The organism is Aeromonas jandaei (assembly GCF_037890695.1).
Lineage (GTDB): Bacteria > Pseudomonadota > Gammaproteobacteria > Enterobacterales > Aeromonadaceae > Aeromonas > Aeromonas jandaei.
The window spans coordinates 3,254,818-3,275,387 of the sequence record NZ_CP149571.1; the positions used below are offsets into that span (position 1 = coordinate 3,254,818).

At 54.3% G+C, this 20,570-nt stretch carries 17 protein-coding genes; 6 read left to right on the plus strand and 11 right to left on the minus strand.

All coding sequences use genetic code 11. From position 1 onward, the window contains the following. Positions 1-115: 115 nt before the first annotated feature. Positions 116-1,339: an EAL and HDOD domain-containing protein gene (locus WE862_RS15265; RefSeq protein ID WP_033112632.1), complete on the plus strand. Its 1,224-nt coding sequence runs from the start codon at positions 116-118 to the stop codon at positions 1,337-1,339. Here the strand turns inward: WE862_RS15265 and WE862_RS15270 are convergent. Beyond that, positions 1,336-2,499: a thiolase family protein gene (locus WE862_RS15270; RefSeq protein ID WP_042030868.1), complete on the minus strand. Its 1,164-nt coding sequence runs from the start codon at positions 2,497-2,499 to the stop codon at positions 1,336-1,338. The two genes, WE862_RS15265 and WE862_RS15270, sit on opposite strands and share 4 nt — an antisense overlap. Positions 2,500-2,621: 122 nt before the next feature. Between WE862_RS15270 and WE862_RS15275 the strand changes: the two genes are divergently transcribed. Further along, complete coding sequence (locus tag WE862_RS15275; RefSeq protein ID WP_033112630.1) at positions 2,622-3,017, plus strand: MerR family transcriptional regulator; 396 nt, start codon at positions 2,622-2,624, stop codon at positions 3,015-3,017. 110 nt (positions 3,018-3,127) lie between these two features. On the opposite strand, the gene rplY is transcribed toward WE862_RS15275, so the two are convergent. The 5 genes from rplY to WE862_RS15300 form a co-directional block, all read right to left on the minus strand. After that, the gene (rplY, locus tag WE862_RS15280; RefSeq protein ID WP_042030867.1) at positions 3,128-3,415 is read right to left on the minus strand and encodes a 50S ribosomal protein L25; all 288 of its coding nucleotides are present in this window, start codon (positions 3,413-3,415) and stop codon (positions 3,128-3,130) included. A 115-nt stretch (positions 3,416-3,530) separates the two neighbouring features. Beyond that, complete coding sequence (locus tag WE862_RS15285) at positions 3,531-4,364, minus strand: hypothetical protein (RefSeq protein ID WP_042030865.1); 834 nt, start codon at positions 4,362-4,364, stop codon at positions 3,531-3,533. A 94-nt stretch (positions 4,365-4,458) separates the two neighbouring features. Beyond that, complete coding sequence (hrpA, locus tag WE862_RS15290; RefSeq protein ID WP_042030864.1) at positions 4,459-8,358, minus strand: ATP-dependent RNA helicase HrpA; 3,900 nt, start codon at positions 8,356-8,358, stop codon at positions 4,459-4,461. A gap of 215 nt (positions 8,359-8,573) precedes the next feature. Next, positions 8,574-8,993 (minus strand): CBS domain-containing protein, encoded by a 420-nt coding sequence (locus WE862_RS15295; RefSeq protein ID WP_042030863.1) that lies wholly within the window; start codon positions 8,991-8,993, stop codon positions 8,574-8,576. A 98-nt stretch (positions 8,994-9,091) separates the two neighbouring features. After that, positions 9,092-10,372: an HD domain-containing phosphohydrolase gene (locus tag WE862_RS15300; RefSeq protein WP_042030862.1), complete on the minus strand. Its 1,281-nt coding sequence runs from the start codon at positions 10,370-10,372 to the stop codon at positions 9,092-9,094. Positions 10,373-11,228: 856 nt separating this feature from the next. Between WE862_RS15300 and WE862_RS15305 the strand changes: the two genes are divergently transcribed. From WE862_RS15305 to WE862_RS15320, 4 genes are all read left to right on the plus strand, one after another. Further along, complete coding sequence (locus tag WE862_RS15305) at positions 11,229-11,444, plus strand: transposase (RefSeq protein WP_042030861.1); 216 nt, start codon at positions 11,229-11,231, stop codon at positions 11,442-11,444. A gap of 203 nt (positions 11,445-11,647) precedes the next feature. Further along, positions 11,648-11,848 (plus strand): IS3 family transposase, encoded by a 201-nt coding sequence (locus WE862_RS15310; RefSeq protein WP_263975060.1) that lies wholly within the window; start codon positions 11,648-11,650, stop codon positions 11,846-11,848. After that, positions 11,793-12,326, plus strand: a complete 534-nt coding sequence (locus tag WE862_RS15315) for an IS3 family transposase (RefSeq protein WP_263975066.1) — start codon at positions 11,793-11,795, stop codon at positions 12,324-12,326. The genes WE862_RS15310 and WE862_RS15315 overlap by 56 nt, the downstream gene beginning before the upstream one ends. Further along, on the plus strand, positions 12,259-13,299 hold the full coding sequence (locus WE862_RS15320) for an IS481 family transposase (RefSeq protein WP_198493501.1): 1,041 nt from the start codon (positions 12,259-12,261) through the stop codon (positions 13,297-13,299). Before WE862_RS15315 ends, WE862_RS15320 begins: the two co-directional genes overlap by 68 nt. A 472-nt stretch (positions 13,300-13,771) precedes the next feature. On the opposite strand, the gene WE862_RS15325 is transcribed toward WE862_RS15320, so the two are convergent. The 5 genes from WE862_RS15325 to WE862_RS15345 all read right to left on the minus strand — a co-directional run bounded on the left by WE862_RS15325 (position 13,772) and on the right by WE862_RS15345 (position 20,319). Next, complete coding sequence (locus tag WE862_RS15325; protein ID WP_042029640.1) at positions 13,772-14,029, minus strand: hypothetical protein; 258 nt, start codon at positions 14,027-14,029, stop codon at positions 13,772-13,774. A 2-nt stretch (positions 14,030-14,031) separates the two neighbouring features. Further along, positions 14,032-14,274, minus strand: a complete 243-nt coding sequence (locus WE862_RS15330; protein ID WP_225628388.1) for a hypothetical protein — start codon at positions 14,272-14,274, stop codon at positions 14,032-14,034. Between the two features lie 1,381 nt (positions 14,275-15,655). Beyond that, positions 15,656-15,817: a hypothetical protein gene (locus WE862_RS15335; RefSeq protein ID WP_156128639.1), complete on the minus strand. Its 162-nt coding sequence runs from the start codon at positions 15,815-15,817 to the stop codon at positions 15,656-15,658. Between the two features lie 973 nt (positions 15,818-16,790). Further along, positions 16,791-18,830 (minus strand): DUF262 domain-containing protein, encoded by a 2,040-nt coding sequence (locus WE862_RS15340; RefSeq protein WP_042029641.1) that lies wholly within the window; start codon positions 18,828-18,830, stop codon positions 16,791-16,793. After that, a complete protein-coding gene (locus WE862_RS15345; RefSeq protein WP_042029643.1) occupies positions 18,823-20,319 on the minus strand; it encodes a DUF262 domain-containing protein in 1,497 nt (498 codons plus the stop codon). The genes WE862_RS15340 and WE862_RS15345 overlap by 8 nt, the downstream gene beginning before the upstream one ends. Positions 20,320-20,570 lie beyond the last annotated feature (251 nt).

Consider the following 20,570-nt stretch of genomic DNA (forward strand, 5'->3'; position numbering starts at 1 on the left):
TTAGGCTCTGACAGAAAAACACTATGCCAATTATTGCCTTACTCAATAGGGTCAGGACTGGCATAGTGTTCTGCAACACCATAAAATCAAGCCAGTACCCATATCGGAGCCAGGCATGTATTCCTACGTTGCAAGACAGCCCATTCTCGACAGAGACCTTAATACCTACGCCTATGAGCTGCTCTTTCGCGATAGCCTGAATAATGTCTTCCCGAGCATCTCCTCACGGCAAGCAACGTCGAGTCTTGTCGTTGAACAGTTCCTGCAACAAAACATCGATCAGCTACTGGGCGGCCGCCCTTGCTTCATCAATTTCCCCCACTCCCTGTTGCTGGATGGCTTGGCAGAGTGTCTGCCACCCGAGAAGGTGGTGATTGAAATTCTGGAGGATGCAGCACCGGACGATGCCCTGCTGGAGAAGGTTAAACAGCTCCATAAACTGGGCTATACGCTGGCGCTCGATGACTTCACCATGTCGCCAGACTGGGAGCGTTTCCTCCCATTTATCAAGATCATCAAGTTCGATCTGCGGGCAACACCGCTACTGCAGATCAAGGTGTTCATCCAGCGCCACCAAAGCATGAATCTCACCTATCTGGCCGAAAAGGTGGAGGACAAGGCGGAATTCGAGCGGGTCAAGCAGCTTGGGATCCAGCTATTTCAGGGCTTTTTCTTCAGTCGCCCCGAGATGGTCAAGCAAGCGACCATGGAACCAGCCCAGGTCGTCGTGATGCAACTGCTCAACGTGGTCAATCAGTCTGAACCTGACATCAACCGTATCGAGCAGCTGCTAAGCCAAGATATCTCCCTTTCCCTCAAGCTACTGCGCTACGTCAACCATCTTAAAGGACACACCAATCCCATCTCTTCATTTCGCCAGGCCGCCATCTACCTTGGCAACACCCAGCTAAAGCGTTTTGTCTCGCTGGTGGCAGCCACCAGTGCAGGCAAGGGCAAGAGTGCAGAGCTCTATCAGATGTCGCTTATCAGGGCCCGCTTCTGTGAACTGCTGGCCCATGCTCACGCACCGACCCAGCAGGCGCCACAGGCCTTTATCACCGGCCTCTTCTCCCTGCTGGATGTGTTGATGGAGCAGCCGATGGACAAGCTGCTCGGCACCATTCCGCTGATCGATGCCATCCGGCTGGCGCTGCTTGAGCGCAAGGGCAATCTCGGCTTCTACCTCGCGTTTTGTGAAGACTACGAGAATGCCAACTGGTCACGAGTCACAGCCAGAACAGCCAAATTGGGCTTGAGCGAGGAGAAGGTCAGCCACCTCTATCTGGCTGCAACCACCTGGGTCAACGAGCAGCTGCAGGCGATGGAAGCAACCGACTAATCGATCTCCACCGCAATCGCTGTAGCCTCTCCCCCTCCGATACACAGAGAGGCGACCCCTCTTTTTCCTCCCCGCTGACGCAGGGCCGAGATCAGGGTGACCAGAATACGGGCACCACTCGCTCCGAGCGGATGCCCCAGTGCACAGGCCCCACCGTATACATTGACCTTGTCATGGGGAATACCACACCCCGTCATGGCCAACATGGTCACCATGGCAAATGCCTCGTTGATCTCGAAGAGATCCACCTCCTCCACTGACCAGTCAAGCCGCACCAGCAATTTGGATATTGCGCCAATGGGTGCTGAGGTAAACTCGGCTGGCAAGGCTGCATGGCTCTGATAACCGACGATCCTTGCCAATACCGGCACCTGCCGGGCAACTGCCGTAGCGCTATCCATCAATATCAGCGCCGCCGCACCATCCGAGATGGAGCTAGCATTGGCTGCAGTAATGGTTCCCTCTTTACCAAACGCAGGTTTTAGTGTTGGTATCTTTTCCGGCCGTCCTCGGCCAGGTTGCTCATCCTCTGCCAGCAGCAAGCGCCCCTCATGATGGCAAGGCGTCAGCTCCGAACTAAACGAGCCAGCCTGCTGGGCATCAAGGGCACGCTGGAGCGATGCCAGGGCAAATTCATCCATGGCACTGCGGGTCAAACCGGCCAGATCAGCGCTGCGCTGGGCATGGATTCCCATCAGTTGGCCATCGTAGGCATCCTGCAATCCGTCGAGAAAGAGGTGATCCAGCGCCCGCTGATGTCCCATCCGAAAACCGCTACGGGCGTTATCCAACAGATAGGGGGCACGACTCATGCTCTCCATGCCACCAGCAACCACAACCCGGTTGTCGCCAAGCCGGATAGAATCTGCCGCCAGCATCACAGCCTTCATACCAGAACCACACACCTTGTTGACTGTGGTTGCGGGTATGGATGGCGGTAAACCCGCCTTCAACATCGCCTGCCTGGCGGGAGCCTGCCCCACCCCGGCCGACAGCACGTTGCCCATAAACACTTCGTCAACCTGCTCCGGATGCAGGCCGCTTTGCTGCAACGCTGCCTCAATGACACACGCCCCCAACTCAGGCGCAGTCACCTCTGCCAATGCGCCCTGAAATGCCCCCATCGGGGTCCGCTTTGCCGCCACAATCGCAATATCCATTTGCCAACCTCTTTTTGTTACATGGCCATAACATAGGTTTTCTGCGTCACGGGAACAAGAGTTGCAGTGCAGTTTACGTTTAGGTAAGGTGCCAGCAGGATTTAGTTCGCCAAGAAGTCTGTATGAACAAAAACAGGGATGAAGCCCGGCGCTACAGCATCAGTGAGCTGGCTCGGGAATTTGATATTACGACGCGCAGTATCCGCTTTTATGAGGATCAGGGATTGCTCAATCCCGCGCGAGAGGGCCAGACCCGCATCTACAGCAAGCAGGATCGGGTTCGCCTCAAGTTGACCCTGCGTGGCAAACGTCTTGGTTTCAGCCTCGCCGAGATCCGCGAATTGTTTGATCTCTATGATGCCGACAAGAGCAGCCGCACCCAGCTGCAAACCATGCTGGGACTGGTAACGGATAAACGTGAAACACTGCAGCAACAGATGGAAGATATCAGGATGGTGCTGCTGGAGCTGGATGCCGCCGAACAGCGTTGTCAGCAGGCGCTGAACCAGCTGGGGTAATAAGGCCTGAGGGCAAACATGCCCTCTTTTCACACAGTGAAAACAACCAAACGTCACATAGCAAAAAGCCACTCCTGAGAGTGGCTTTTCTTCAACCTGACGGCTCGCGATTAGACGCGAACGAAGTCCAGGTGAACCAGCTTGTAACGTACCGGGTGACGCTGGATAGCTTTCACTTTTACGTTAACTTCTTCGCCGTTGATGACCAGAGTCAGTACGGACTCATAGAATTCCGGCTTCTCTTGAGCCAGGATCATTTTCTTGTGGTCAACAGCTACGGACAGAGCTTCTTTGCCTGCACCGTAAACGATGGCAGGAACTTGGTCAGCTTGACGCAGGCGGCGGCTCGCACCTTTCCCCAGGTCAGAACGGACTTCAGCTTGGAATACGAAAGACATAGTATGTATCTCTTTTTGATGAATTTATGGTGCTAACTGCGACCGGTCAGCACCTCGCAAAACGAGCGCGAATACTACCATGGGCCAATAGCGGATACAAGGCTCATCCCGCGCTTTAACGCCCCTGCTCAAGGCGGGCAAATTGCTGCTGCCGCTGGGCCGGGCTCAGCGCATCAAACTGCGCCAGCGTCTCGGCGCGGGGACAGTAGAGGCCATCCCCGGTTTTGACCCGAATGCTATGGCCAAGTCGCGCCTGATTTTCAGCCACCAACGCCAGCAAATAGCTGTACGTATCGGCCCCCATAGCACTGGAGAGCTGATTCGCTATGCGCCACAGCGTCTCACCGGCCGCCACCTGATGACACACAGCACGCTCACCTCCTGCCGCCGGGGCCGATAGGGTAAGGGTGGCGCTATCGGTGGTGGTAGCAGCAGCAAGCTGGATATCAGCATTGTTTACCGATTCACGCGCAACGCTCCCCAGCATCGCCAGCAACGGCTCCGCCTCGTAGCGAGGCGTTACCGCACGCTGAACCGGCATGGTATGCGCGGCACTGAACTCGGCAATAAAGGGAGCAAGCGGCCCATTTTCATCCAACGGAGAGAGACCCTGCTGCTGCACTGCAGCAACAGCCTGAACGGATGCGACGCCATAAGCCATCTCGTCGATGCGCCGCAACCTTGCCAGATAAGCTTTGGAGAGCTCGGCCTCCCCCTCGAACAGATCAAAAGGGGGTACCAGACGGGCAGGAAAGAGGATCTGCCAGCGACCATTTTTTTGTTTCTGGGCCAGCGGCGGAAACTGGTTGCCGTGCCATGCCACAAACATGGCGGGCGGCGTGCGCGCTAAAGGGTAATACTCCGGGTTCAACTGCACCCAGGTTTGCTCTGCAATAGGCTGGTAACCGCTGATCACCACCTGCGCCACACTCAACCAGATCCCCAGCATCCTTGCCTCCCTGACTTCCGTTTAAAAGGGCCCACCACCTTGACAACCCCTTCCCACACTCTATATCACGCAGTTAAAACAGACAGATAGCAGCTTAGCACTGGGCGATAGCATTCAGCACCCGTTTATCGGAGACCGGATAGGGGGTTCCCAGATTCTGGGCAAAAAACGACACTCGCAGCTCCTCTATCATCCAGCGGATATTGGCCACTTCGGTGGGAATAAGCTGGGATTTGGGGATCTTGGCGAGCAGCGCCTTGTACTCCGACTCCACGCTGTGCACCTTGAGCATGTAGACCCGATCCCGGTTGGGATCGATGGCGAGCTTCTCAAGACGACGCTCGATGGCCCGCAGGTAGCGCAGCAAGTCAGGCAGCCGCTGCCAGCCGGTCTCGGTGACAAAGCCCTTGTGAATGAGGTTGCCCAACTGCTGCTGGATATCGGACATGGCAAAGGCGGTGTCGAGCTGCATCTTGCCCTTGAGCCGTTTCTTGATCTCGTGGGAGAGGGTCAGCACGGCTTCCACCTGCTTGGCCACCTCCACCACCGCATCGTTGAGCTCGGCGCGGACATACTCCTTGAGCGCCTCGAAACCGGCCTCGTCCCAAGCCATGCCCCCGTGCTGCTCGATGAGCTTGTCACAACCGCAGGCAATGCAGTCATCGATAAGCTCGGCCACCTTGCCAAACGGGTTGAAATAGAGCCCCAGCTTGGCCTTGTTAGGCAGCTTCTCCTGCAGGTACTTGATGGGTGATGGTACGTTGAGCAGCACCAGCCGACGCTGACCGGCCCACATCAGCTGCTGCTGCACCACCGGGCTCTCCACCAGCTGGATGGCGACCGAGTCCTTCTCATCTACCAGGGCCGGATAGGCCTTCACCTCGAACCCGCCGCGTTTCTGGCTGTACTCCTGGGGCAGCTCGCCAAAGCTCCACAGGGTCAGGCCGGACTGCTCGATATCATCGTCCGCCACTTGTGACAGGGTCTCCTGCACCTTGCCGCGCAGCGACTCTTTCAAGGCCTCCAGATCTTTGCCTTCCGCCACCTTCTTGTGTTTGTCGTCCACCACCCGGAAGGTGAGTTTCAGGTGATCGGGTACCGCATTCCAGTCCCAGGATTCACGGGGCACGGTCACGCCAGTCATCCGCCGCAGCTGGCGTTCCATCTCGTCCAGCAGCGGCCCCTGCTCGGGGTTGATACTGGCGAGCAGTGCATCGGCATAGTTGGGTGCCGGCACGAAGTTCTTGCGCATCGGCTTTGGCATCGACTTGATGAGGGCCACCAACAGCTCATGACGCAGACCCGGGATCAGCCACTCGAACCCCTTCACCTCCACCTGATTCAGGAGCGGCAACGGAATATGCAGGGTCACGCCATCGGCGGCCTCCCCCGGCTCGAACTGATAGGTCAACTTGAGCTTGAGGCGACCCTGCTGCCAGAAGTTGGGGTAGTCGAGATCGCTGATGTGGGCAGCATCCCCCTTCATCAACATCTCTTTTTCGAAGTTGAGCAGCTCGGCGTCCCGCTTTTGCGCCTCTTTCCACCACTTGTCGAAATGGCGAGCGGAGATCACCTCCTCCGGCAAGCGGGCATCGTAGAAGCGGAACAAGTCCTCATCATCCACCAGAATGTCGCGACGACGGGATTTGTGCTCCAGCGCCTCTACCTCGGCCAGGAGCTTGCGGTTATCGCTGAAGAAACGGTGGCGGGTCTCGAAATCCCCTTCCACCAAGGCGCGGCGGATAAACAGCTCGCGGCACAGCGCCGGATCGATACGGCTGAAGTTGATGGTGCGCTCATTGACCAGAGTCAGACCATAGAGGGTCACCTTCTCCTTGGCCATCACGGCGCCGTTTTTCTTCGACCAGTGGGGGTCGCTGTGGTGCAGCTTGATGAGGTGGCCTGCCAACGGTTCCACCCACTCGGGTTCAATCTTGGCGTTGATGCGGGCGTAGAGACGCGAGGTTTCCACCAATTCTGCGGCCATCACCCACTTGGGTGGCTTTTTAAACAAGCCCGAGGCTGGGAACAGGTGGAAACGGCCGTTGCGGGCACCGAGAAACTCGGGCTTTTCCAAATCCTTGTTGCCGATATGGCTCAAGAGGCCGGTCAGCAGCGCGCAGTGCACCGTCTTGAAATCCGCCGGTTCATGGTTGGCTTTAAAACCAAGCTCTTTCACCGTCTGACGCAGCTGGAAATGGATGTCCTGCCACTCCCGTACCCGCAGGTAGGAGAGAAACTCCTTCTGGCACATGCGGCGGAACGGATTGCTGCCCAAGGCATCCTGCTGCTCTTTCAGATAGTTCCAGAGGTTAACAAAAGCGAGGAAATCGGAATCCTTGTCTTCAAAGCGTCTGTGCTGCTCGTCGGCGGCCTGCTTCTTCTCCATGGGCCGCTCGCGGGGATCCTGAATGCTGAGGGCGGCGGTGATCACCATCACCTCGCTCAGGCAGCCAGTCTGCGCCGCGCTGATCACCATCTTCGCCAGACGCGGATCAAGAGGAATGCGCGAGAGCTGGCGTCCGGTCTCGGTCAGCTGCAGTTTCGCTTCGCGATCGCCGGTGGCGGGCAGCTCGCGCACCGCCTCCAGCTCTTTCAAGAGCGTCAGACCGTCCTTGATATGGCGCGACTCCGGTGGCTCGACGAACGGGAAGGCCTCCATGTTGCCAAGGCCGAGCGCCAGCATCTGCAGGATTACCGAGGCCAGGTTGGTGCGCAGGATCTCGGGGTCGGTAAAGGCGGGACGGCTATTGAAATCCTCCTCCGAGTAGAGGCGGATACAGATACCGTCTGCCACCCGACCGCAACGCCCTTTGCGCTGGTTGGCGCTGGCCTGGGAGACCGGCTCGATGGGCAGGCGCTGCACCTTGGTGCGCCAGGAGTAGCGGCTGATGCGGGCGGTGCCCGGATCGATGACGTAGCGAATGCCCGGCACCGTCAGCGAGGTCTCCGCAACGTTGGTGGCCAGCACGATGCGCCGTCCGGCATGTTGCTGGAATACCTTGTTCTGCTCGGCGTTGGAAAGGCGGGCGTAGAGCGGCAGTACCTCGGTATCGCGCAGATTGAGTTTGCGCAGGGCATCGGCGGTATCGCGGATCTCCCGCTCGCCGTTCATGAAGATGAGGATGTCCCCCAGCCCTTCGCGGGCCAGCTCTTCCACCGCATCGAAGATGCCCTGCAGTTCGTCTCGCTCTTCCAGCCCTTCGCTCTTGTCACTGGTAAGTGGGCGGTAGCGCACCTCCACCGGATAAGTGCGACCGGAGACTTCGATCACCGGCGCCTTGTTGAAATGGCGGGAGAAGCGCTGGGGGTCTATGGTGGCCGAGGTGATGATCACCTTGAGATCCGGGCGTTTTGGTAGCAGCTGTTTGAGATAGCCCAGAATGAAGTCGATGTTGAGGCTGCGCTCGTGGGCCTCATCGATGATGATGGTGTCGTATTGGGTTAACATCCGGTCGTTCTGGATCTCCGCCAGCAGGATACCGTCGGTCATCAGCTTGATATGGGTCTGCTCGCTCACCTGATCGGTAAAGCGCACCTTGTAGCCCACGTAGTGACCGAGTTCGGACTCCATCTCTTCTGCAATACGGGCCGCGACGGTGCGGGCCGCCAGACGGCGCGGCTGGGTGTGGCCGATGAAGCCCTTCACCCCGCGCCCGAGCGCCAGACAGATCTTGGGGATCTGGGTGGTTTTGCCCGAGCCGGTTTCGCCGGCGATGATCACCACTTGATGCTCTTGGATCGCCTTGGCGATCTCCGCCTGCTTCTGGCTGACTGGCAGGTTATCCGGATAGGTGACCTTGGGCACTCCGGCCAGACGGGATTGGTAGCGCGCCTGTGCCGCATCCAGATCGGCGGCGATGGTCTCGAGCACGGCAGCCTGTTTGCCTTCAGGCAACTTTTTGACCCCGTGCAGACGGCTGGAGAGACGGCGGGCGTCAAGGTTCATGCAGGCAGGGAGACGGCGGCGCAGCGCCTCGATAGAGAGAGACAAGGTACGAATTCCTTAAAAGAGTGCCCGACAAGGGGCCATATCGATAGCTGGGGCTGATCCTAAAGAGCGAGAAGGAGAGGTGCAAGCCTTAACATGAAGCTCGGGGCATACGAGTAGATCCCTTTACTTCATTGAAAGCATCAGGTCTGCGAACTTGCAGTCTCCCAAAATAACGAAGCAGGCCATTGGCCTGCTCCAACATAGAGACGCAGCACTCAACCGTGGCTATGGACAAAACAGGTAGTGAGCTGAGCGTGGATCGCCTGCATCACATTGTGGCGATTGATCACCCCGAGCAGCCGGCCCTCCTCCACCACCGGATAGATCTTGGGCTTCTGTCCCATCATCATCTCAGCCAGAGTCAGAATGCTGGTATCTGGCCCCACCGTCAGCACCTCTTTGCGCATCACATCCCGTACCTGTGCCACCTGTTCACAGTGATACGCCTCCTTGAGCATTACCGCGATGCAATCCTGCTCGGAGATCCAGCCGATCAGATGTCCTTTCTCATCGGTCACCGGGCCACCCAGCTGGTGACTGTTTAAAAATTTCTCGACTGCCGCTTGTACCATCATGTCGGCTTTAAAGGTGATGGGTCTGCTCTGCATATAATCCTTGGCTTTTAGCGATTCCATATCTGTTCCCCCATGGTGGTCAGTCAAGCCTGCGTATTGCACGTGGATATCAGCACCATGCACGGCTTATTCCAAGCATAGCTGGAACCCAGAGCAGGTCAGCAGTACGCATGCACCTCCTCTACCGTTGGAATGGCGGCCTGTACCATCTGTGGCAAATTCTCTGCCAGCACGGCAACAACGTCACCATCAACCCGCCCCTCTCGTACCAACTGCTTCATAAAGGAGAGCGCCTCGCCAGCAGAGAGCCCCTGCCGATAAGGCCTGTCCTGAACCATGGCCTGAAAAATATCGGCCACCCGCAAGATCCTCGCTTCCTGTGCCATTGCCGAAGCTGGCAGATGAAACGGGTATCCCTCTCCGTCCGGTTCTTCATGGTGATAGGAGGCCCAGCACGCAATCTCTTCGAATCCCTCGATGTGGCGCAAGATCTGATAGGTCTCGAAACTGTGGGTATTGATGATTGCCCGCTCCTCGGAGGTTAATCGCCCCGGTTTATCCAGAATTTCATCCGGCACTCGCAGCTTGCCGAGATCGTGCAACAATCCGGCAATTTCCAGCATGTCACAATGGATGGCACTGACCCCCATACGCTCGGCCAGCAGACGCGAGAGACGGGCAACGCCGAAGGAGTGAGCCATGGTAAACGAGCTTTTGGCATCGACAATGCCCGAAAAAATCAGCGCCAATGCTTTCAGTTCGCCATTGGTCGTCGTGCAAGGCTCACGCTCTTGCAGCATTTCAAGCATGTAGTCATTGATGGAACGAGCTTCCAGCTGCAGCCAGAAAGCCTCCGAGCGAGAAGCTTGCAGGAATGCCGCCACCAGCTCGGGGTCAAAAAACTCACCACTATAACCCTGTAGCCGTTGGCGGATCTCGTTGGTATGCAACAAGAGCGACCCGTCGCTATAGTGAGGGGCCGCCAGCGCGTCACAACGGTCTACCAGAAAGATGAGATTGGCCTGACGGGCAACTTTCTTGTCCACGTCGGGTAAATTGCGCAGCAACTTCCAGTGGGTGTGGTGATAACGGATGGGAAGCGCCAGAGGAGCGAGCAGCCGGAAATCCTTTAATAGCTGATATCCCACTTCACAGTGGAGCTGTGACGACTCCCAGTCAAACTCGCTGACCAGGTGGTGGTGGATAGCTGTCGAGGAAACGCCGATGTCATGCAGGACGCCCAACTCGAAGAGCAGCCGGCGCTCCACATCGTCCATCCCCAGTACCCGACTGCACTCGGCTGCCATGATCCCGACTCGTTTACCATGGGCAACATCACCAATACCCACCAGATCCAGCGACGCAGACAAGGCATATACCACCTGTCTGATATCGACCTGCAACGAGAACGAATTCTTCCCTGTCGGCGTTCTGTCCATGATCACTATCCCATGCAGCTATGTTGTTATAAAAAGAGCCGTTTTACTCCGCTCATATGAATAATTTAGTCAACAACACTCCTCTTGGCCTTGGTGGACAGACAAAAAGTGTGATGTGGCAAAGGATTACCGTGAAAAGTACCCATGCAGCCTCCTACCCGCCGGAACATTTGAGAATCTGCGTTTTGTTACTGGTGAACAAAGGTTCCCCATTGTCTAATAAAACGACGAATGAGGGCCCAACCCTTCGTTCTACCTGCGCTATGGTTTACCATGCTGGCCATTGTGGTGCCTGGCACCATCCACCTAGGCGCTAACCACCGTCATCGGACACCTTATCTCGAGCAACATGAGCAAAACAGCACACGCCGGCAGCGGCCGACTTTCTATTTCCACGTTTTTCAATATGTCTTTTTAATGGATTGATTTATAAGGGTTTATTGTTCTAAGGCTGATGAGAGTGGTACACAATTGGGATGTGGTGAAATTTGAGAGACATTGCTACAGATAGTAACACTCTTCGACTGAGCAACTTAACCGACAGGATTTCATCCGTTTTTGCCGTAATAGAACCAAGCCAAACCCGTCCAGCTGTTTCATTTTTGAAACACCACATGCAGAAGTTCGTGGACATAAACTGCAGAAGTTCATTTTACTTTTATATTTAAATCACTTGCTGAAGAATTCAAACAACCTCACTCGAGCCTGAAAGGCTCCCTCATGTAGAAAGCACCCACCAGCAGACCATAAACAAGCCGCACTCGCTCATCCCACCCCAGCAATACGTTCAACATGAATCGCCCCCAGTTCCCTAGACACCTCACAGCCTTAAAATGAGGCAACTATTGGAGGTGTTATGACCCGTCAGCGTTATCCAGAAACATTCAAAATCGAAGCGGTTAAACAAGTTACCCAGCGCGGGCGGCCGGTAGCTGATGTTGCACGAGCCCTTGGGGTATCCAGCCACAGCCTGTATGCCTGGCTCAAGCAGTACGGTAAGTCCGCTGACCAGCTGCTCGAAGAGTCTGCCTTGCAAGCCGAGATACGCCGTCTGAAAGCCGAACTGCGCTAGGTCACCGAGGAGCGCAACATTTTAAAGGATGCCGCGTACTTTGCCAGCGAGTCAAGGAAAGGTACGCGTTCATAACCTCCCGACTCGACCGGTACAGTGTCGTTCCCCTGTGCCAGACCTTGGGGATTCACCGAAGTGGCTTCTACGCGTGGCTGAAACAGCCAGTATCACCACGACAGCAGGAGGACGAACGGCTGACCGGATTGGTCAAGCAATCCTGGCTGGAAAGTGGTGCTGTCTACGGTTATCGCAAGATCCATCGTGACCTTCGTGACGGGGGGGAAGCCTGCAGCAAGCACCGTGTGGCCAATTTAATGAGATGGGAAGGGCTGCGCTCGCAAACAGGCTATCAACGCCGGCAAGAACCCACAGGCGGCCCCAAACACACTGGCTCGTCAGTTTAATGTGCCAGCCCCCAACATCTCCTGGGTGACTGACATTACCTACATCCGCACTCAAGAAGGGTGGCTGTACCTGGCGATGGTGCTCGACCTGTTCTCTCGCAAGATCGTCGGTTGGGCGATGAAATCACGCATGACGGCAGACTTGGCGGTGGATGCGTTATTGATGGCCGTCTGGCGGCGCAAGCCCAAGCAGCCGGTACTGGTGCATTCGGATCAGGGCAGCCAGTTTACCGGTGGTGAATGGCAGGACTTTCTGAAGGCCCACAACCTGAGTTGCAGCATGAGCCGACGTGGCAACTGTCTGTATGGAGATGGTATTCACCTGACAGTTGCCCACAAAAGGGAGTGGTCATACGGCTTCAAACCGGATAACAAAACGGTACCCCTACCGTGTTATCTGGAGTCACCGTATGACCACCAACGAGAAAGTAGCACGTCGCAAACTCAGCCTGCTAGAGCTTGCCAAAGAGCCCAATAACGTCAGCAAAGCCTGCAAGCTCATCGGCTATAGTCGTCAGCAGTTCTACGAAATTCGCCGTAATTACCAGACCTATGGCGCCGAGGGCTTGCTCGATAAACTGCCCGGCTGTAAAGGGGCTCATCCCAATCTGGTCGCTCCCGAGATTGAACAGGCCATCCTCGATTACTCCCTCACCAGACCAACTCATGGCCCGCTGCGGGTCGCCCAAGAACTGGCTCTGCAAGGCATCAATGTCAGTGCGGGTGGTGTGCGTGGCGTGTGGCAACGTCACGACTTGCTCTCCAAACACGACCGCTTATTGCGCCTCGAGAAAACGCACCGGGAGCAGACCATTGAGCTCAATGACGAGCAGATTCACCTGTTAGAGCGCTTCAGCCCCGAGTTTCGCGAACGCCAGATTGAGGTTCACTACACCGGAGAACTGGTGGCGGTCGACACCTTCTTCGTCGGCGCGCTCAAGGGGGTTGGCAAGGTGTATCTGCAAACCGTGCTGGACTGCTACAGTCGCCACGCTTGGGGGCGGCTCTACACCAGCAAGCTGCCGGTGACCTCGGTTCATGTACTCAATGAAACGGTGCTGCCGTTTTTCGAGGCCCACGAGGCACGGGTCTATACCATCCTGTCGGACAACGGGCGCGAGTTCTGTGGACGACCTGACCACCATCCCTACGAGCTGTTCCTGCAACTGGAGGGGATTGAGCACCGGACAACCAAGGTACGCAGGCCACAGAGCAACGGCTTTATCGAGCGGCTACATCGAACCTTGTTGGATGAACACTTCCGTATCAAGGGGAGAACGACCTGGTATGAGTCGGTAGAGCAGATGCAGACAGACCTGGATAGCTACCTAGAGCACGACAACACCCAGCGGCCACATCAGGGCAGGATGATGGAGGGGCAAACCCCCTACAGCATGTTCAGGAAGGGTCTGAAATTGATACCGAAGGAAGTGCGCACTAAAGTAGCGTAAACAAGACACCGGTTTGAGGCCGGTGTCAGGTGATAACTAGATCTGTACAATTTGATGTATGCAATAAAATGAGCCACCAAAAGTTAACGGAGTATGTATGCAACTTTTTAAAACCCCACAGGGGTGAAATCAGAGATGAGATTATATCTTGGGGGTGTATACCTGTAGGAAAAGTTTCACTATCATAACGTTCCAATTTTTTAGTTCACATATTTACAGTTCTAGTAACCTTCAGACACCGGTCTAGGCCGGTGTCTCTCTAACTTATTGCATGAACAATGTACTTGCACTTTCAACGTCTACCTTGCTCTCATTCAGATATAATTCCGAACTTTGCTGACACCTCGCCTCCTAATGGTGAATTTTAGCAACAGTCATAGCGCACCCGCGCCTTCTCAGGACCTCCAGCAATTACCTAGCCACTTTATATATATGCTTGTTTATTCCTGCGAATACGCCCGCATTTTTGTCTCTATCTACCAGCCCCCAATACCACCTGCACTGGCGATCTTCTCAACAGCTCAACTTCCTCCACCACTTGCTCGGTAGGCGTATCGACAACCAGCCAATGCCCTGCCCCGCGCAGGCAATCCGTGTGCCCCAATGCAGAAACCTCATCTGCCACCTCCAGCACTACACGCTCGGCACACCAGCCCCGAACTGCTGGGTAGACCACCACCCTGCAGAATTTCGCGGCCTTGACCGCGGCGATCACATCTTGGTTGAACATCCTCAAAGCCCCCCTGTGATGGTGTAACCACGCTCTCGACGGTCGTTGAGAATCCGCTCCATCTCCATCTTCACTGCATCGCGAGTAACTTCACCGTCACGTTTTAGCACGACCACAGTCGCCTCCATCTCACACGCCCCCATGGAGAACAGGAGCTGGCGTGGCTCAGGAGGTAATCTGCGCAGTATCTCAGCCCTCACTTCCGCCGGGCGCGGTGCAAACTGGCGCTCGATGTCAGCAGCCATGTCCAGCACCACCTCCCTGATCTGAGCTGGTGTAAACCCACGCAGCCCCAGGCCAACACTACACCGCGGGCATTGGCATCCAGGTAGTTTGCGCTTGCCGGCCAGCTACCGGCCATCATCGGCAACAGCTCCTCAGCCATAAACGCAGCCATACGGTCGCTCACCAATGGCCGTTCCTGCATCCCAGGCAAGGCTGTCACGTTAGAGGGGCGTGTTGTCGTCATAGACCCCCCTCCCCGACTCTCTGAGTGCCTGTGCTGCGTTCTGGGCCGCCTGCAGATTTGCCAATGACTTTCGCTGTGCTGCCGTCCTAAACGAGCTGGCAGCCCGGCGAACCCAGTTTCGCCATGTTTTCTCCCAATCCAACTTGGTTGCTTTGGCCCCGGGCAGTGACTGCCAGTAATCGGCGAATGTAGCGGCCTCGATGAGGATCCGCTCTCGTGGCCATCCAGTTTCTTGGCTGGCCCACCTCCCCCACTCTGCAGGTAGGAACCAGTCATTCGGCAAACGAGTTCCTCGTTGTGGAGCTGAGCTCTCGGCAGCGCGCTCCCCCTGGGGGGATATAGGGGGGATCTTTGGATCAATGACTGGATCTAAAGAGTGACTGATTCTATGCGCAACTCCTGCACATGCTATGTGCATCTCTTGCACATCTGGATGTGCAGGAGATTCACCATCAAGTGTTAGCATGTAGACATTTGACCTCTTCCCATTGGGGCCTCTTCTGGCCTCCTTAATCAAAAGGCCCGCCGCGCAAAGCGCATCGATATGACTGATCACTGAGCGACGCGAAATCTCACATTGGTCAGCGATATGTTGACTGCTTTAAAATTTGCTAGAGCAAGCCAAGTGCTTAAAACTGACAAAATTGCCATGCACTGAGTTTTTATTGTAGTCAGTAAAGAAGCTAGTTTTCAATAAATAGCATACATGTGTCTAGGATTATCAATAACGTATCGATGGTGCTCAGCCTCATTGGAGGGCAATATGATGTATTCAATAAAAAAAGAACGCGGCCACTTTCTTTTAAAATAAACTGATCTCAATTATTAAACCATTCAAACCTTAATAAAAATAGCCTTCCCTCAATACTACAGCATTTTTCCTCTAAAACTTAACACAATTTCCTTGAGCATTAAGCATTTATCACCCACAAAAAAATTGACCGTTCCTATATGGCAAAATTTAATGTCACGCCCTAAACAACTGTTCTTGATAGTGCTACATCTTGCAGGACGCCTTTCGCGTAAGGAATTTGTGCAATCTGACAGCAACGCCTGAAATGACAAGGTTCAGCGAAGATGTGTGCTCCATGCCACCTGTAGAAGCGGCACGAGTACAGTGTTCTACTATTCGGCAAAGCTATTTAGTTCAATTTAGTTCAACAAGCTTTTATGCCGCAAGGGACATCAACAAACCAAGCCACCACCATTAAAATACCATTCTTCATGCAGGTTAATTCCAAGCCTTGCTTGATGGCATATAAAGGGTCAATTGCCATATTATGGCAATTTTTATCGAAAATTTCCCCAGATTTTTTCATGCAAATCGTTATGGTTTTATCATGTACACAAACCCTAATCTTTAAAAAATGGCGCCCTATAAAACAAGGCCTTAAGCTAATGACACTACTATCTCAATGTCTAAAATCCGTGCCACTATATGGCAATGAACATTTTGCGCTGCCATATGGTGGCAGACACTTCTACCCACCCAACGACTTGCTGAGCCTGTTCACCATACAGACAACTCAGAAAAATCATCAAATTATGAAGATGCAGCGACTGGATATGCAATAACCAACCCCTCCATACTCATCTCAGCATCTTGTTCCAAGATAGTACAATGGGATACCATTAATTATAACCAAGCCGTCTTGCCACTCCCGATCGAATCCCAACCAAGAGATGGGTTATTATGCATTTCATGTATGTCTTCGACGCTATCTTGTAGATGCTCAAGAATTATACCTTTTCATTCTGACCTTCATTTGCATCCCCTGTATTTCAAGATGAAATACGATCTATATATAAAACCTTCTTAAACAAGATGAATACTGAGTGACTACTTATATTATCTCACTTAGTGTCACACTGTGATGATATATTTGATTATTGGATTAAGGTAAGTGATATGGCTATGAAATTTATCTGCTGGCGAAAAAAAACAATAAATTACGCATTATTGCCCAGAGTGGGAATTGAATAAACCTGCATCTAAAAATTGAGTATAAAAAATTTCATTAATATCGAGCTCTGGTAATTATAATATACAGACTAGTTCAACTTGGCGACTCTGGATGTTATTAGTCACGCGGGAGATGGTGCGCGAGGCGGTGAGTCTATACAACGTGGAGCGAGCATATCATATGTTGAAATACAGAATCCCCGATGTGGAACATCGGGGATTCTGAATGGAGAAATGCTAGTTGAAATTGTGTAAACCTATTTCAACGCTAGACACCCATCATGCTAGCGGCTTAGCTATCACTAGTTGATAGTAGGCCAAATAGCCTCTTATTGCACAATCTGGCTGGATAACAACACCTGCAACATCTGCTTTTGATGCTCAGCTATCTCATCCTCCAGCCAGCGACCCTTCTTTTTCATAAGCCTGATCATTGCGAGCAACTTGAGGCTATCAATCTGGTTGTTGGCAAGGCTCGCTTCAAAGTGCTCCTGCTTCTGTTGAGGCTGGAAGTTACTCAAGCGCGAGTTCTTGCTGTGGCTGATAAGGCAAAGGTTGCCAAACGAATGGAGTGACTTATCCAAAACCTTGTGCACTTTATGAATAGGGTGCTGAGGGGCAAAATGCTCCACTGAACTGCGAAACGTGAACTCAAAAGAATAGGCCACTTTGTCACGATTTCGGTCCCGTACCCACAGCAGGTAGTCGAGAAAATTGAAGACAAAGTTGTTCTCGATATGACCGAAGCGAAGTTTGGATGTAATCACCTCGTGCCAGCTCTCATCCACATTGATGGAGGGCAACAGGGCGTTATCTAGGTAGAGCATCTGATAATAGGAAGCCCCTTCACTCGGCGCCAAAAAGCGCTGGAAGACAAAGCGGCGAGCCTGACTTTCCAGATAGGACAGATAAGCCCCGGCCTCCACCGGTTGATCAGGGTGACAATTGTCGAACAGATATCGCAGTGCACCATTCAGCCAATGTTTGTAAACCAGGGTCGGGGTCGACACATGAAATGCCGACAGCAACATCAGAATCTGACGGTTGACGCCGGCAAAGCCATCTTCGTGCTTACCAAAGGTATTGGGGTAGCTGGCGCTCTCCTCGTGCCAACGTAGCCGTTTTAGACTCCAGCCATCTTTGCCACCAGCAAACTCACGCTTGATGATGAACTGATCAAACAGATACTTGCTCTTTAACAGGCCATAGATAAAACGCTGAACTGCCGCTACTGGATCCGGTTGTCTTATCACTCGCAGCTCAAACTGATCAACCAGTTGTTTATCATCAAGCGGCACCCCCTCCGTATCACCCGGGTCGCGGCTAACGAGTCGCAGCACATGGAGCAAGAAGTTGGAGAAGTTGATGACGCTGTTAAAGCGCTCGGAGCCTGCACTCTCCTCCTCCACCGTCTGCTCTCCATCGAGCTTGTCATCCTGCAAAATGGCCAACAAGTTGCGCCCCTGGCTACCGGCAGCGGCCCCGTTTTTATCGGCAGTGTCGGCCGTGTTAGGGGACCCTAGCAGATCAAGCAGATGGGCAAAATCACGGGGCACAAACTGGCCCCAGTCGCTCTCACCAAACAGACGGTGACGCTCTTGCGGGGTAAAGCCGTACTGGATATAGCGCTCCATATTGGCGCAGGTATCCCATACCCGGGTCAGTGCATAAATGCTTTGGCGGCAAGTCTCCTCCTCGGGTATCTTCTCGTTTAGCACAGCCATCAGCTTCGCCTTGATCACCTCATGCTTTTCCAGCTGTTCACCGCGATTGTTCATCGCCTCAAAGTAGTGGTTGAGGTCGATATGCTCAGGCACTTCGACACGCGTGATCTGCACATGATCAAAGAGATAATTGCAAAAGTCGCAAAGCTCGAGCCCTTTCTGACGCAAAAGCTCCGGTAGTTTCTCTCCGATGAGCTTGAACCCATTGATCAGCCCTTCGTTAACGTCATCTCCCACTATTTGATGTGGGGAAACTCCCTTCCATAAGCGCTCGAAGGTATGACTCGATACCGGGCGGCTTTCGAATGAGAGGTTGATAGCGCTATACCAGCTCATATCCACCGCATCTTTCGCTCGATGTTTGAGCCAATTAGCCAGCAGAGAGAGCGTAGTAAAGCGCTGCTGACCATCGATCACTTCGAAACTACCGTCGCCTCGGGCAAATACCACCAACGTGCCGATGTAGTAGGGCTGGTGTTTATCTTCGCTGTTTCGCTTACCCTGATAATCCAGCACATCCTGCAGCAGCTGGGTGATCTCTCCCTCTCCCCAAGCGTAGTTGCGCTGGTACATGGGCACCAGATAGCGGGCGCGATCTTCAAGCAGTGCACGAATGGAAAAGAGGTGGACGCCTGCATCACTCATAATATTTCATCTCCCGAAACAGCCCGACCAGCTCATCTTCGGCGCCATTGCGATTGTTCTTGTTCTCTCGGCTGCTCATGCTAGGTAAAGGGAAGCCGTGCAAGTCTCCCGGCAGGCGGGCATCACGAATGGCACGGATCAGATTGTGCTCCAGCACGTAGTTATCCATGGTCGCCAGTTGCACCACCTGCTGGCGAATGCGGCAGCGATAGGCCCAGATAAAGCTCTTCTCGATGGCCAGTGATAGCCCCTGGCTGCCGAATTTGTCGATATAGAAGATCAGGGCACAGTCGAACATAGCCCGCACATAACGATCCCCGGTGCGGTGGCGGCGCTCGTAGCTGGCCAGGGTCGAGAGCACTTTGCTGGCCATCGGTGTCAGCGTTTCGCCAAGCAGGGTGGCAGATTGCGTCTTGCCGGAATCAGACTCCTCGGCCACGATGGCGGCCACCCGCGTCTGGTAGTACTCGGCCATCTCGAAAAAGCGCCGGCCATTGATGATCATCTGGTCGAGATGAAAGGGAAACGTCATGCGCTGGCCATCTATCTTGCGCTGATACTGGCCGTTGTACTCATCGACAAAATGGTGGGCGATGCGCAGCGACTCCACGTAGGGGAAGTGCCCCACCCGATCTAGGTTGACCCCCTTGAAGAGAGCCACCTCCCCCTTGCCAAAGTAGCGAGCCGACTTGCCCTCGGCCCACTGGCGTACCCGATAGAGATAGAGGGCGAACAGATTGGCCAGATCGTCGCTTGGCAGACGCTCCCAATGGGCAACTGCTTCGGCCTTGAGGTTGGCCTCATGTTCGGCAAACTCGCGCAGGTGAAATGCCTTGAGCAGATCGTGGGGGGCCAGATCGCGCCCCCGGGCATTTTGCGAATCGAAGAACTGGAACGCCTCCGAGATATCCTGCAGCACAAAACAGACCACCTGACAGCGGTTGAGCAGAAAGTCGATTTGTTGCTCGTCAAACTCAGGGCGGGCCACCAGCCGACGCAACTCCAGATAGTTGCGTCTGAGGTTGTACTCCGAATCCCGGCTTGGGAAGCGCTGGCGCTGCATAAATTCATCGACAGGCCCCCGCAAGGCCAGCAATTGCTCACGCAGATCCTGACGTTGGAAGCGGGTAGTCTTTTCTTTGCCACTGCGACTTTCGCCATCCAGCACCTCGATCAGCGCCTTGACGGCCAACATCAGGGTCAGGGTACGTTGCTGACCATCGACGATATCAAGAATCTCGCGCCTCTCCTTATCAGTGTGCCGATGAAACACCACTGAGCCCAGCCGGTAGGCGCTCTTGTCAGAATATGCAATGGCATCACCAAAAAGAGCAGAAATCCTGCTCTGATGTGCGGCAAGATCGCTAAAGAGATCCGAGATATTCTTGGCACCCCAGCGGTACGGTCGCTGATAGTTTGGGATGGCAAGTTGGGGAATGGCCAGCAACTGGCGTACCGACCGCACCTGATTATGAATGCTCTCCATCATGCCTCCTGCGGTAGGCAGATGCAGCCGGTCAACAACCACTGCATCACCCCCTGTTTCAGGAGGGAGGAGTAGAGTTCGTTCTTCTTGATAGCCATGAGTCAGGTATTCCGATAAGAGTCAGTTTGCGCCAAGGGCGCAGGGAAAACGAAAAGAGGCAGAGATTCACAACCTTACCGGTTGCGGTGCCAAATATTGCCGACGAGTTTACCCACTTGGCCCTGTTGCAACCATGCCCGATATCACATCAGAGG

Excerpts from the sequence above, each read along its gene's own strand:
- WE862_RS15270 (WP_042030868.1), bottom strand. The coding sequence starts at position 2,499 with ATGGATATTGCGATTGTGGCGGCAAAGCGGACCCCGATGGGGGCATTT.
- WE862_RS15300 (WP_042030862.1), bottom strand. The coding sequence starts at position 10,372 with ATGGACAGAACGCCGACAGGGAAGAATTCGTTCTCGTTGCAGGTCGAT.
- rplY (WP_042030867.1), bottom strand. The coding sequence starts at position 3,415 with ATGTCTTTCGTATTCCAAGCTGAAGTCCGTTCTGACCTGGGGAAAGGT.
- WE862_RS15265 (WP_033112632.1), top strand. The coding sequence starts at position 116 with ATGTATTCCTACGTTGCAAGACAGCCCATTCTCGACAGAGACCTTAAT.
- WE862_RS15305 (WP_042030861.1), top strand. The coding sequence starts at position 11,229 with ATGACCCGTCAGCGTTATCCAGAAACATTCAAAATCGAAGCGGTTAAA.
- WE862_RS15340 (WP_042029641.1), bottom strand. The coding sequence starts at position 18,830 with ATGAGTGATGCAGGCGTCCACCTCTTTTCCATTCGTGCACTGCTTGAA.
- WE862_RS15325 (WP_042029640.1), bottom strand. The coding sequence starts at position 14,029 with ATGTTCAACCAAGATGTGATCGCCGCGGTCAAGGCCGCGAAATTCTGC.
- WE862_RS15345 (WP_042029643.1), bottom strand. The coding sequence starts at position 20,319 with ATGATGGAGAGCATTCATAATCAGGTGCGGTCGGTACGCCAGTTGCTG.
- WE862_RS15335 (WP_156128639.1), bottom strand. The coding sequence starts at position 15,817 with ATGAAAAAATCTGGGGAAATTTTCGATAAAAATTGCCATAATATGGCA.
- WE862_RS15285 (WP_042030865.1), bottom strand. The coding sequence starts at position 4,364 with ATGCTGGGGATCTGGTTGAGTGTGGCGCAGGTGGTGATCAGCGGTTAC.
- WE862_RS15320 (WP_198493501.1), top strand. The coding sequence starts at position 12,259 with ATGACCACCAACGAGAAAGTAGCACGTCGCAAACTCAGCCTGCTAGAG.
- WE862_RS15275 (WP_033112630.1), top strand. The coding sequence starts at position 2,622 with ATGAACAAAAACAGGGATGAAGCCCGGCGCTACAGCATCAGTGAGCTG.
- WE862_RS15295 (WP_042030863.1), bottom strand. The coding sequence starts at position 8,993 with ATGGAATCGCTAAAAGCCAAGGATTATATGCAGAGCAGACCCATCACC.
- WE862_RS15330 (WP_225628388.1), bottom strand. The coding sequence starts at position 14,274 with ATGGCTGCTGACATCGAGCGCCAGTTTGCACCGCGCCCGGCGGAAGTG.